Source organism: Chromobacterium sp. FG22, assembly GCF_057809415.1.
This window is the reverse complement of sequence record NZ_JBMDJX010000006.1, coordinates 99,398-111,667: the sequence shown is the minus strand read 5'-3', so window position 1 is coordinate 111,667 and position 12,270 is coordinate 99,398. Positions and strand designations below refer to the sequence as shown.

Sequence of the window (12,270 nt, the reverse complement as noted above, 5' to 3'; positions counted from 1 at the left end):
CTGCATTGCGCTTCCTGGTCGTACGGCTTGCGCTGCCTGCGTCGGCGCGCCTTGGTTCAGGTTTTGGTCCGCGGCTCTTGAATGGTCCGCGGCCGGGAAATGTCAGCATCATCCTGCAAATGCGTGCCGTCCGACAAGCGTCAATCCAGGCCGCGCAGCAAATCCGTCATGGTCCGTATGGTTTCGGCGCAGCTTTCCCGTCTGTCGTACTCGTCCTGACCCGCCGCGCCCATGCTGATCCCGGTCTGGCGGTAGCGCATCGCGCTGGCCACCTTGACCCGGGCCGAGGCGTGGAATTCGCGGCAGCCGGTGGCGCGCGCGAGTTCGGCCAGATTGTCCGGCCGCACGCCGCCGCCCGGCATCAGGATCAGCCGCCCGCCCGCCTGGCGGCTCAGCCGACGGATCAGGGCCGCGCCCGCCAGCGCGTCCGGCGCCTGGCCGGAGCTCAGCAAGCGCCGGCAGCCGCTGGCGATGATCTGTTCCAGCGCCTGCTCGGGATCCCGCGCCATGTCGAAGGCGCGATGAAAGGTGGTCGTCATCGGCCCGGCCAGCTGGACCAGTTCTCGGCTGCGCGCCACGTCCACCTCGCCGTCCGCGGTCAGCAGGCCCAACACCACGCCGTCCGCCCCCAGTTCGCGGCAGGCCAGCACGTCGCGGCGCATCACGTCGAACTCCTCGTCCGAATACAGAAAATCGCCGCCGCGCGGACGCACGATCACATGCAGGCCAATGTCCAGCCTCTGCCTCGCCAGCGCGATCATGCCAGGCGACGGCGTGAGCCCGCCGGTTTCCAGGCTGGCGCACAATTCCACCCTGGCCGCGCCGCCCTGCGCGGCGGCCAGGCAAGACGCCAGCGAGCCGGCGCACACTTCCAACTGTCTATCTTGCGACAAAATATCCCCCTTGCTGGGCTGAACGCACCAGGGATTTTGACCCGTTTCGCCGGCCGCGTTAAGCTGCGCGCTCGAGATGACGCAAACGTAAGTCGATATGCTCTATTTTGAAGATTTGAAAGCCGGACAGCTGTTCCACAGCCCCACCCATGTATTGAGCGAGGACGAGTTGATCGGCTTCGCCCGGCAGTATGATCCGCAATACTTCCACACTGATCCGCAGCGCGCGGCGGACAGCCTGTTCGGCGGCCTGGCCGCCAGCGGCTGGCAGACCAGCAGCCTGAGCATGCGGCTGGTGACCCAGACCGAGCTGGGCAAGATGGCCAACGGCTTGATCGGCATGCAGATCGACAAGATGCGTTGGCCCCAGCCCACCCGCGCCGGCGACGCCTTGCGCGTCACCGTGGAGGTGCTGGACAAGCGCCGCTCCAACAGCCAGCCCGGCTTCGGCGTGGTGAAGGTGCGCTGGACCACCGTCAATCAGCGCGACGAGGTGGCGATGCAGCTGGAGTGCTCGATCTGGGCGCAATGCCGCGCCCAGCCGCAAGCAGAAGAAGCGCCGCACCCGGCGGCGCAGCACGCCTGAGCCGCGCCGCCCGGATCAGCGGCGAACCTGGATCAGTTCCGCCCCGCGCAAGGCCTGCAGGGTGTTGCCGCCGGCGTAGCTGATCGAGGACTGCAGGTCTTCCTGCAGTTCGCGCAGCAGCTTGCCGATGCTGCCCTTGTACTCAACCAGAATCTTCTTGCCTTCCACGTTGACGTAGGCGCCCTTGTTGAACTGAGAGGCGCTGCCGAAGTATTCCTTGTAGTGCTTGCCGTTGATCTCGACGATCTCGCCGGCGGATTCGTCGTAGCCGGCGAACAGCGAGCCCGCCATGACCATGCTGGCGCCGCAGGCCAGCGCCTTGGCGATATCGCCGTGCTCGACGATGCCGCCGTCGGCGATCACCGGCACGGACACCGCGGCCACACAGTCCTGCACCGTGGAAATCATCGGGCGGTGGAAACCGGTCTTGTTCTTGGTGATGCAGACGCGGCCGCCGGCGATGCCGGCCTTGATCGCGTCGCAGCCCCAGCTTTCCAGATCGCGCGCGGCTTCGCCGGTGGCGATGTTGCCGCCGATCAGAAAGGTCTCGGGGAAGGTCTGCTTGATGTGCTTGATCATGCGCTCCGCCTTCACGCACCAGGCGTTGGCGATGTCGAGCGTCATGTATTCAGGAGTGAGGCCGGCCTGCTTGAGCGCGGCCAGCTGTTCCAGCGTGTCGTCGTTGACGCCGACGCTGATGGAGGCGAACAGGCCCTTGTCCTGCATGGCGCGGGTAAAGGCCACCGCGTCCACATTGAAGCGGTGCATGGTGTAGAACCAGTTCCGAGCGGCGAAGAGCTCGCTGGTTTCGGCGCAGACCACCGACTTCATGTTCGACGCGTAAACCGGCATGTCGAAACGGCGCGGGCCGAATTGCACCGAGGTGTCGCACTCCTTGCGGCTGTCCACCACGGTTTTTTTCGGCACCAGGTAAACGTCGCCGTAATTGAGTTCTGTCTTGATCATGCGTGTGCTCCCAAAGCGGAAAAGAGTCAAAAAACAAGGGGCCCCAAACATAAACGGGAGCCCGACGGCTCCCGTTTACAGTGTCCCCTGCGACGCTCTCGTTTGGCTCGCACGCACTTACCGGCACACCTTACGCCGCAGGTTTCTTCACGTCAAGCAATTTTATTTCAGATCAAGACAAAACATTTCATTTGTCGCACCAGCTGCCGTCCTCCTCGCCCAGCCAGTTGAGCAGAGGCTGCCAAGCCTCGCGGTCGCGCTGCGCGCGCGATGGCGGCAGGTCGAACAGGGACAAGCCGCTGGACGCCGCCTGCACGTAAAGCTGAGTGTCGCGCAGCCAGGTCAGCACCGGCACCTGATGCTCCGCCAGGAATTTCTCCAGTTCGCGCGCGGAGCGGGTGCGCGGGTCCACCCGCATGCCCACCACCGCCATGAAGGCCTTGTTCTTGCGGATGGCCTTCTCTTCCAGCAGCTGTTCGAAAAAAGCCTCGCTCGCCCACATGTCGAACGGCGACGGCTGGATGGGCACCAGGATGCGCTCCACCCGGGACACCAGGGCCGCCAGCTTTTTGCCGTGCAGGCCCGCGGCGCTGTCCAGCACCACCACCTCCGTGCCCTTGGGCGGCCGCGCCGCTTCTCCGGCCTTGACCTCCCAGCCGGCGATGGAAGGCAGCGCCGCGTCGCGTTGCGCCAGCCAGCCCAGCGAGGATTGCTGCCGGTCCACATCGCCCAGCATCACGCGCTTGCCGCGCGCGGCGTAATAGCCGGCCAGATTGGTCGCCAAGGTCGATTTGCCGCTGCCGCCCTTGGGGTTGGCCACCAATACCGATTGCACATCCGCCTCCTCTGCCGTTTGCGATGGCCCACTATACCAGAGGGGAAGCGCTTGCCGCAGCCGGGCGATCGGGTTAAGGTCGAAGCCCGGAAAAGGAGTCCGCATGCCGCAAAACTATGACGCCATCCTGTTCGACATGGATGGTTTGATGATAGACACCGAAAGAATTTCCATGGAGTCCTGGCGCCGCGCCGCCGACGAACTGGACATGACGCTCAGCGATCAGCTGCTGCTGGACATGGTGGGCCTGTCCATGCGCCGCTGCACCGAATTCCTCAGTGAAAGGCTGGGCAGCCAGGACGACGCCGTCGCGCTGCAGAATGTGGGCCGCCGGCATTACTGGCAGATGCTGGAACATGAGGAGATTCCGCTGAAGCGCGGCATCGAAGCGCTGCTGGACTGGGCGCGCGGACAAAACCTGCCGCGCGCGGTGGCCACGTCCACCCAGCGTCAGCTGGCGGACATCAAACTGGGCCGCACCGGGCTATCGCGTTATTTCGACACCGTGGTGGCCGGCGACGAAGTCGCCCACACTAAGCCGGCGCCGGACGTCTACCTAGCCGCCGCGCGCAAGCTGGGCGTCGATCCGCTGCGCTGCGTGGTGCTGGAAGACTCGATCTATGGCCTGCACGCCGGCGTCGCCGCCGGCATGCGGGTGATTCTGGTGCCGGACCTGGTCACGCCGCCGGCGGACCAGACCCATCACGCGCTGGCGGTATGCCAGGATCTGCATCAGGCGCTGGAAGTGCTGCAACAGCTGGCCTGATACGAGCGGCTGCGCGTGATGAGGCGCGGCACGGCGAGTTCAGCCGCACCGCCTTGTCACGCCTTAATCCGCACCATTGTCAACCGGCGCTCAGCCGTGGCCGCGGATGCGCGCGACCAGCTCGTCGCGCACATCTTCGGCCTGGTCGTTGCCCACCTGGCAGGTGCCGGCCGCCTCATGGCCGCCGCCGCCGTACTGCAGCATCAGCGCGCCCACATTGGTGCGCGAGCTGCGGTTGATGATGGACTTGCCCACCGCGAACACCGTGTTCTGCCGATTGACGCCCCATAGCTGGTGGATGGAGATATTGCAGTCCGGGAACAGCGCGTAAATCATGAAGCGGTTGGTGGGATGGATCACGTCCTCATGCAGCAGGTTCAACACCACCAGATTGCCGTAAACGCGGGAACAGCGCCGGATCTGCTCCTTGGCCAGCGCCTCGTGCTTGGCGTACAGCTCCACCCGCTCCTGCACGTCCGGCAAGGCCAGGATTTGATCGATGCTGTGGTCGCGGCAATAACGGATCAAGTCCAGCATCAGCTGGTAATTGCTTATGCGGAACTCCTTGAAGCGCCCCAGGCCGGTGCGCGCGTCCATCAGATAGTTGAGCAACACCCAGCCGGACGGATGCAGCACTTCTTGCAAGGTGTACTGCGCGGAATCCGCCTTGTCCACCGCCTCCATCATCTCGTCGCTGATATTGGGAAACACCTGCTTGCCGCCAAAGTGCTTGTACACCACCCGCGCCGCCGACGGCGCTTTGGGGTCGATCACGTAATTGTCCGCGCTGGAATTGCGCAGGGTTTCGGAAAGATGGTGGTCGATGACCAGGTGCGCCGCCGCCACGTAAGGCAGGTTGGTGGTGATGTCGTTCTCGGTGATCTCCACCTTGCCGTCCTGCATGTCCTTGGGGTGGGCGAACTTGATCTCGTTGATCATATTCAGTTCGTTGAGCAGCACCGCGCACACCAGTCCGTCGAAATCGCTGCGCGTCACCAGGCGATATTGCTGTTGCGACATGAGTTCCCTCTCTCCCTCTTGAAGGGCCGGCGCGGCCCCGCCCGCGCCGTACGGCGCCTCAGTCGGCCGGCGACACCTCCAGCGCGCCGGCCATCCCGTCCGTCAACGCCGCCAGCAAGGCCTCCGCCTCCGCGAGCGGCAGGCTCAGCGTCAAGCTCACCCGCTCGCCGTAAACGGGCGCCGATACCGGCACGCCCAGTTCTTGGCACAAATGGCGCAGCCGCGCCTCGCCGGCGAAATCCACCGTCGCCGCGTAATCGCCGCGCGGCACCACCGCCGTCAGGCTGGCCGCGTCCATCGCGGCGTTGACAGCTTGAGTGTAGGCTCTGACCAAGCCGCCCGCACCCAATTTAATTCCGCCGAAATAACGGACCACCACCGCCAGCACATCGCAAACGTCCTTATGCCGCAACACGTTGTACATCGGCCGCGCCGCGGTGCCGGAAGGCTCGCCGTCGTCGTCCAGCATGGAATCCGCCCCGCACAGCAGCACCGCGCAATAATGGCGCGCGTCCGGCCATTGCGCGCGGATCTCCGCCAGCCGCGCCAACGCCTCTTCCCGGCTGCTCACCGGCTGCACGATGCCGATGAAGCGGCTCTTCTTGATTTCGATCTCGGCCTGGGCCGACGCTTGCAAATGGAACATTCCGCCCCTCTGACTGTCCGAAGGAGTGGATTGTACCCCAGCGCCGGCAAAGCGCCCGGGCAAGCACTACAATGAAAACGGGAATGCGCCTTGTTCACCTTAGAGGAGCCAAAGCCATGATCATCCTGCTTGTCGTGCTCGCTTCGCTGCTTGCCGTAGTCTGGTTCATGCTGGACAAATTCTGGCTGGATGAGGAGGAAGAGGCTCGCCTGTCTCATTATCTGCCGGACAAGGATCATGTCTGAGAACCGGTTCAGGGTCTCGCGAGCAAGAGCGAGACCGTAAACCGGTTCTAGGCGTCCGCCTGTTTTTTTGACGGTCGACGCCCGCTCGCTTGTCATTCTGCGGCGATGGCATGAAAATGAGCGCTTCAATTTGACAAGGGCATTGTTTTGCCGCTAACCGCCATCTGGATTGCCAGCGCGCTGATCGCGCTGATCGCCGAGTTCTTCTCCGGCACCTTTTACCTGCTGGTCGTCGCCGTCGCCATGCTGTGCGGCGGCGCTGCCGCTTGGCTGGGCGCGGCCGAGGCCAGCCAATACGTGATCGCCAGCCTTGCCGGGGTGATCGGCGTGGCGCTGGTTTACGCTTACAAGCGCCGTCATCCGTCCGCCGCCGCCCAGCCGCGCGCAGACGATCCCGATCTGGGCCAGCCGGTGCAAATCCTCCACGCCTCCCCCGCCGGCCACGTCCGCGTGCAATACCGCGGCGCGGCCTGGGACGCGTCTCCCGTCGACGGCGCCGCGCTGGAAGCCGGCGCCACCGCCTACATCGTCGGCCGCGACGGCAATCTGCTCAAAATCAGTTCAACCCAACCGGAACAATAAGACCCATGGAACTCCTGCCCCTGATCCTGCTCGTCGCCGTCATCGTCTTCGTGTTCAAATCGCTAGCCGTGGTGCCGCAGCAGAACGCCTACATCGTCGAACGCCTCGGCCGCTATCACGGCACTCTGGCGCCCGGCCTCAACATCATCATTCCCTTCATCGACCGCATCGCCTACAAGCACAGCTTGAAGGAAGTGCCGCTGGACGTGCCCAGTCAGGTCTGCATCACCCGCGACAACACCCAGCTGAAAGTGGACGGCATCCTCTACTTCCAGGTGACCGACGCCCAGCGCGCCTCCTACGGCACCAGCAACTTCATCATCGCCATCACCCAGCTGTCGCAAACCACGCTGCGCTCGGTGATCGGCAAGATGGAGCTGGACAAGACCTTTGAGGAACGCGACGAGATCAACCAGACCGTGGTGGCGGCGCTGGACGAGGCCGCGGTCAACTGGGGCGTGAAAGTGCTGCGCTACGAGATCAAGGACCTGGTGCCGCCGCAGGACATCCTGCACGCGATGCAGGCGCAGATCACCGCGGAACGGGAGAAGCGCGCGCGCATCGCCCAGTCCGAAGGCTTGAAGATGGAGCAGATCAACCTGGCCAACGGCTCGCGCGAAGCGGCGATCCAAAAGTCCCAGGGCGAGATGCAGGCCACCATCAACAACTCCGAGGGCGACAAGCAAGCCGCCATCAACAAGGCGCTGGGCGAGGCCGAAGCGCTGCGCCTGGTGGCGGACGCCACCGCCGACGCGATCAAGCGCGTGGCCAGCTCCATCCACACCGAGGGCGGCCTGGAAGCGGTCAACCTGAAAGTGGCCGAACAATACGTGGCCGCCTTCGGCAAACTGGCCAAGGAAAACAACACCATCATCCTGCCGGCCAACGTCGCCGACGTCGGTTCGCTGGTGGCCAGCGCGATGAGCGTGGTCAAGCAGACCCAGGCCCCGCGCTAAAGGCCGCTCCGGCGGCGCCCCGTGCGCGGGCGCCGGCCGGATCAAGAACCCGCACCTCACTCTTCAACCCTTGCCCGGCTTGAATATCCGCCGGGCCGCCCCCATAATCGTGCGCATGAAATTCTTCACCGACCTGTTTCCCGTCGTCCTGTTCTTCGCCACTTACTGGCTGAGCCGCGACATGTTCATCGCCACCGGCGTCGCCATCGCCGCCACCACCTTGCTGGTGGGCTGGACCTGGCTGCGCCACCGCAAGGTGGACACCATGCAGTGGGTCAGCCTGGGCCTGATCGTGGTGCTGGGCGGCGCCACCCTGCTGCTGCACGACAAGCACTTCATCATGTGGAAGCCCACCGTGCTGTACTGGGTGATGGGCGCCGGCCTGCTGATCAGCGACTTCCTGGGCAAGAACGGCCTGAAGCTGATGATGGGCCAGCAGCTGCAATTGCCGGCCCCGGTCTGGCGCAAGCTGACCTGGGCCTGGGTGGGCTTCTTCGCCTTCATGGGCGCGCTCAACCTCTTTGTCGCCTATCGCTTCAGCGAAGACGTCTGGGTCAATTTCAAACTGTTTGGCGGCCTGGGCCTGATGCTGGCCTTCGTCATCGCCCAAAGCCTGTTCCTCGCCAAATACATTGAGGAAAAGAAATAATGCTTTACGCCATCATCGGCCAAGATCATGAAGATTCGCTGCCGCGCCGGCTGGAGGCCCGCCCGGCCCACCTGGCGCGCTTGCAGGCGCTGCAGGACGCCGGCCGCCTGGTGCTGGCCGGCCCCTGTCCCGCCATCGACAGCGCCAGCCCCGGCCCGGCCGGTTTCAGCGGCAGCCTGATCGTCGCGGAATTCGAATCGCTGGACGCCGCCCAGGCCTGGGCCGACGCCGATCCCTACGTGGCGGTCGGCGTCTACGCCGACGTCAGCGTCAAACCCTTCCTCAAGGTGTTTCCGCAATGAGCGCCACGGTTGAACTGCTCAGCGCCGCCTTGCAGGCCTTGACGCCGGAACACCTGGACATCCAGGACGACAGCGCCTTGCACGCCGGACACGCCGGCGCGCGCGACGGCGGCGGACATTACACGCTAACCATCGTCAGCGCCCGCTTTCAGGGATTGAGCCGCGTGCATCGCCACCGGCTGATCTACGAAACGCTGGGCGACTTGATGCAAACCAAGGTGCACGCTCTGGCCATCAGAGCGTTCACGCCAGAAGAAATCTGACTTGATTCCATAAGAAGGATAGATACCCCATGAAGCTTTCCCGCATCGCCGCCCTCGCGCTGGCCGCCTCCGTCGCCCTGCCCGCCGCCGCGGAATCCATCGCCGTGGTCAACGGCGCCGCCATCGACAAGAAGGAACTGGACGCGGCCGTCGCCAACATCGTGCAAAGCAGCGGCGGCAAGGCCCAGGACAACCCTGAGCTGCGCGAGCAATTGAAAACCTCGCTGATCACTCGCGAAGTGATTCTGCAGGAAGCGCGCAAGCGCCAGCTGGACAAGCAACCGCTGTTCACCCAGCGCCTGGACGACATCCGCAATGAAATGCTGCGCGAAGCGCTGTTCGCCGACATCGCCAAACAGGCGCCGGTGACCGACGCCCAGATCAAGGGCGTCTACGACAAGCTCGCCGCCCAGCAGACCGGTAGCAAGGAAGTCCACGCGCGCCAGATCACGCTGAAGAGCGAGGCCGACGCGCAGAAGGCGATCGCCGATCTGAAAAAAGGCGCCAAGTTCGACGAACTGGTGAAGACCCGCTCCATCGACCCCAACGCCAAGCAAAGCAACGGCGAAATGGGCTGGGGCAACCTCAACCGCATGGACCCGCCGCTGGCCGCCGCGCTGAAAGACATCCGCAAAGGCCAGACCAGCGGCAAGCCCTACCAGTCCCCGTTGGGCTGGCATGTGTTCAAGGTGGAAGACATTCGTGACGCCAAGCTTCCGTCGCTGGATGAGGCCAAGCCGCAAATCGGCCGCCAACTGCAAGAAGAAGCCATCGCCAAGGCAGTGGAAGACCTGCGCGCCAAGGCCAAGATCCAATAAACCAACCCATCAGGACATCTAAGAATATGCGTAAAATCTTGCTGACCAGCGCCCTCGTCGCCGCCTTCGCCGGCAGCGCCATCGTGGTTGCCGGCCCGGTCGTCAACGGCCAGGCCATCACCGACGCCCGCATCGACGCCGTGGTCAAGATGATGGAAGCCCAGGGCCAGCCGGCCAACCCGCAAGCGCGCGACATGGTCAAGGATCAACTGGTCACCGCCGAAGTGCTGCGCCAGGAAGCCGTGAAGAAGGGTCTGGACAAGTCGCCGGAATTCGCCGCCGAACTGGCCAATATGCAAGCGATGGCGCTGGCCAACCGCCTGATCAAGGATTATGAAAAGTCCAATCCGGTCAGCGACGCCGATCTGAAAGCCGAATACGACAAGCTGGTGGCCAGCGTGCCGGAAACCAAGCAATACCACGCTCGCCACATCCTGGTGAAGACCGAGGCCGAAGCCAAGGCGGTGATCGACGCGCTGAAGAAAGGCAAGTCTTTCGACAAGCTGGCCAAGGAGAAGTCCCAGGATCCGGGCAGCAAGGACAAGGGCGGCGATCTGGACTGGCAGGAAGCCGGCACCTTCGTGGCGCCGTTCTCCGAAGCCATGACCAAGCTGTCCAAAGGCGAAGTGACCGCCAAGCCGGTGAAGACCGAGTTCGGCTGGCACGTGATCAAGCTGGACGACGCCCGCGTGCAACGCAATGTGCCGGCGCTGGACGACATCCGCCCGCAACTGACCCAACGCATCATGGGCGGCCGCGTGGAAAAGCTGATCGCCGAGCTGAAAGCCAAGGCGCAAATCCAGAAGTAAGCCGCAAAACGCGGCAAGCCAGAGCAAGCGGACCCCGGTCCGCTTTTTTCATACCCGTCGCATAAGCGCCGCCGCCGCGCCGCGCCCCGGCCCGCCTCGCCGGCGCGCCGCCTCATGCCCATGGTTTTTGCGCGAAGACGCAAAAACGTCTCCAAAAATTTATCCGCTGTCCTATAAGTAATTATTCACTTTTTGATCACTTCATAAATATATTAAATTGGAAGCACCACAATAAAGTCACCACGGGACAAACTGATGAAAAACCTGCGCATTGGACAAAGACTCGCCCTCGCCTTCGGCGCGCTGATCGCCCTGGTGCTGATCATGAGTGTGGTCATGCTCAACGGGCTCTCCTCCATCAGCGACAGCATGGAGGACATCACCGACAACCGGCTGGAATCCTTGCTGATAGTCGCTCAGCTGGATCACCACCTGCAGCAGCAGCGCATCGGCGCGCGCGATCTGATCATTGAAACCGATCCGGCCAAGATGGCCGAGATCAAGGCGCAGACCGACCAGACCATCAAGGCCTTCAACAACGCCGAAAAGGCGCTGGAAGACCACTTCACCAAGTTCCCGCCGATACCGGCCACCGCCGCCCTGCTCAAAGACGTGGGCCAGGCCCAGGAGGCGCTGGACGCCCCCACTAAAAAGCTGATGGCGCTGGCGATGGCCAACCAGAACAAGGAGGCGGAAGCCTTCATGGTCGGGGAGCACCGCCCGCTGATCCACCAGCTGGAACAAAAGGTGGAAGCCCTCAGCAAGGCGCTGGCCGACCGCGCCCAGGACAGCCGCAAGGACGCGGAAACCAGCGCCACCGCCGTGCGCGCCACCTCGCTGACCATCACCGCCATCTGCCTGGGCGCGGCCGTGCTGATAGGCTGGCTGCTGACCCGTTCCATCACCCGCCCGCTGAACAGCGCGGTGGAAGCCGCGCGCGAAGTGGCCGCCGGCAATCTGCGCATCGAGCTGCAGCCGGACGGCAAGGACGAGCCGGCCCAGGTTATCGCCGCGCTGGCCGATATGCGCGAACAACTGGTGAAAGCCATCGGCAACGTCCAGCAAGGCGCGGAAGAAGCCAATAGCGTGGCCGGCCAGCTGTCCGAATCCGCCGATCAGGTGCTGACCGCCTCCCATCAGCAAAGCCAGGCCGCCGCCAGCTCCGCCGCCGCGGTGGAAGAGCTCACCGTCAGCATCAGCCACGTGGCCGAAGCCGCCCAGGAAGTGCGCGAACACGCGCAGACCAGCCTGGTCACAGCCAAGAACGGCACCGCCCAGCTCAGCCTGCTGATCAAGGAAGTCGACAATGTCGAGAAAGCGGTCAACGGCATCGCCGAAGCGGTGAAGAACTTCGTCGCCAACACCCGCAAGATCACCAGCATGACCAGCCAGGTGCGCGACATCGCCGATCAGACCAATCTGCTGGCGCTGAACGCCGCCATCGAAGCCGCGCGCGCCGGCGAACTGGGCCGCGGCTTCGCCGTGGTGGCCGACGAAGTGCGCGTGCTGGCGGAACGCTCGGCGGAATCCGCCAAGGAAATCGATCAGGTCACCCATGTGCTGGGCACCCAGTCGGTGGAACTGGAAGATGCCATCACCAGCAGCCTCGCCTCCCTGAGCAGCAGCCAATCCTTTGTCTCCACCGTTGAAGCCGCCTTGCAAGAGGGCGAACAGGCGGTGGCCAAATCCACCGACAGCACCGGCACCATCGTCAGCGCGGTGCAGGAGCAAAAGCTGGCCAGCACCGAGATTGCCCAGAACATGGAGAAAGTGGCGCAGATGGCCGAGGAAAACACCGCCATCGTCAGCAATGTGGCGGACAGCTCGCGCTCGATGTCCGACATCGCCCAGAATCTGCATCAGGCGGTGCGTTTCTTCCGCATCTGAGCCGCCGGCGCGAGTCAAACATCAAAGCCGCCCTCCCGGGCGGCTTT

16 protein-coding genes are annotated in these 12,270 nt (G+C 64.0%); 11 read left to right on the top strand and 5 right to left on the bottom strand.

The genetic code is table 11. The annotated features are described in order from the left end of the window. Positions 1-140: 140 nt before the first annotated feature. Complete coding sequence (locus ACODSD_RS08125; protein WP_488877140.1) at positions 141-893, bottom strand: copper homeostasis protein CutC; 753 nt, start codon at positions 891-893, stop codon at positions 141-143. Between the two features lie 97 nt (positions 894-990). Here ACODSD_RS08125 and ACODSD_RS08120 point away from each other — a divergent pair, with 97 nt between their 5' ends. Further along, positions 991-1,479 (top strand): MaoC family dehydratase, encoded by a 489-nt coding sequence (locus tag ACODSD_RS08120; RefSeq protein ID WP_227108138.1) that lies wholly within the window; start codon positions 991-993, stop codon positions 1,477-1,479. Positions 1,480-1,494: 15 nt separating this feature from the next. On the opposite strand, the gene ACODSD_RS08115 is transcribed toward ACODSD_RS08120, so the two are convergent. Further along, on the bottom strand, positions 1,495-2,445 hold the full coding sequence (locus ACODSD_RS08115; protein ID WP_227108136.1) for a GMP reductase: 951 nt from the start codon (positions 2,443-2,445) through the stop codon (positions 1,495-1,497). A 187-nt stretch (positions 2,446-2,632) separates the two neighbouring features. After that, positions 2,633-3,280 carry a ParA family protein gene (locus ACODSD_RS08110; protein WP_227108134.1) on the bottom strand — a complete coding sequence of 216 codons (648 nt, stop codon included), beginning with the start codon at positions 3,278-3,280 and terminating at the stop codon, positions 2,633-2,635. A 103-nt stretch (positions 3,281-3,383) separates the two neighbouring features. Between ACODSD_RS08110 and ACODSD_RS08105 the strand changes: the two genes are divergently transcribed. Then, entirely contained in the window at positions 3,384-4,046 is a 663-nt protein-coding gene (locus tag ACODSD_RS08105) for an HAD family hydrolase (protein ID WP_107799288.1), read from the top strand. A 90-nt stretch (positions 4,047-4,136) separates the two neighbouring features. Here the strand turns inward: ACODSD_RS08105 and ACODSD_RS08100 are convergent, their stop codons facing one another. Continuing rightward, a complete protein-coding gene (locus tag ACODSD_RS08100) occupies positions 4,137-5,066 on the bottom strand; it encodes a DHH family phosphoesterase (RefSeq protein WP_107799289.1) in 930 nt (309 codons plus the stop codon). 58 nt (positions 5,067-5,124) lie between these two features. Further along, positions 5,125-5,712: an IMPACT family protein gene (locus ACODSD_RS08095; RefSeq protein ID WP_227108130.1), complete on the bottom strand. Its 588-nt coding sequence runs from the start codon at positions 5,710-5,712 to the stop codon at positions 5,125-5,127. Between the two features lie 116 nt (positions 5,713-5,828). Here ACODSD_RS08095 and ACODSD_RS08090 point away from each other — a divergent pair, with 116 nt between their 5' ends. The 9 genes from ACODSD_RS08090 to ACODSD_RS08050 all read left to right on the top strand — a co-directional run bounded on the left by ACODSD_RS08090 (position 5,829) and on the right by ACODSD_RS08050 (position 12,223). Continuing rightward, a complete protein-coding gene (locus ACODSD_RS08090; RefSeq protein WP_255411645.1) occupies positions 5,829-5,957 on the top strand; it encodes a hypothetical protein in 129 nt (42 codons plus the stop codon). A gap of 147 nt (positions 5,958-6,104) precedes the next feature. Then, positions 6,105-6,539: an NfeD family protein gene (locus tag ACODSD_RS08085; protein ID WP_107799291.1), complete on the top strand. Its 435-nt coding sequence runs from the start codon at positions 6,105-6,107 to the stop codon at positions 6,537-6,539. A gap of 5 nt (positions 6,540-6,544) precedes the next feature. Further along, entirely contained in the window at positions 6,545-7,495 is a 951-nt protein-coding gene (locus tag ACODSD_RS08080) for an SPFH domain-containing protein (RefSeq protein ID WP_488877139.1), read from the top strand. A 115-nt stretch (positions 7,496-7,610) separates the two neighbouring features. After that, a complete protein-coding gene (locus ACODSD_RS08075) occupies positions 7,611-8,144 on the top strand; it encodes a septation protein A (RefSeq protein ID WP_107799293.1) in 534 nt (177 codons plus the stop codon). Continuing rightward, positions 8,144-8,446, top strand: a complete 303-nt coding sequence (locus tag ACODSD_RS08070) for a YciI family protein (RefSeq protein WP_488877138.1) — start codon at positions 8,144-8,146, stop codon at positions 8,444-8,446. Before ACODSD_RS08075 ends, ACODSD_RS08070 begins: the two co-directional genes overlap by 1 nt. Then, positions 8,443-8,709 (top strand): BolA family protein, encoded by a 267-nt coding sequence (locus ACODSD_RS08065; protein ID WP_081544784.1) that lies wholly within the window; start codon positions 8,443-8,445, stop codon positions 8,707-8,709. The genes ACODSD_RS08070 and ACODSD_RS08065 overlap by 4 nt, the downstream gene beginning before the upstream one ends. 29 nt (positions 8,710-8,738) lie before the next feature. Then, positions 8,739-9,527 (top strand): peptidylprolyl isomerase, encoded by a 789-nt coding sequence (locus ACODSD_RS08060; RefSeq protein WP_107799295.1) that lies wholly within the window; start codon positions 8,739-8,741, stop codon positions 9,525-9,527. Between the two features lie 26 nt (positions 9,528-9,553). After that, on the top strand, positions 9,554-10,336 hold the full coding sequence (locus ACODSD_RS08055) for a peptidylprolyl isomerase (RefSeq protein WP_107799296.1): 783 nt from the start codon (positions 9,554-9,556) through the stop codon (positions 10,334-10,336). Positions 10,337-10,591: 255 nt separating this feature from the next. Further along, complete coding sequence (locus tag ACODSD_RS08050) at positions 10,592-12,223, top strand: methyl-accepting chemotaxis protein (protein WP_227108124.1); 1,632 nt, start codon at positions 10,592-10,594, stop codon at positions 12,221-12,223. The last annotated feature ends 47 nt before the right edge of the window (positions 12,224-12,270 follow it).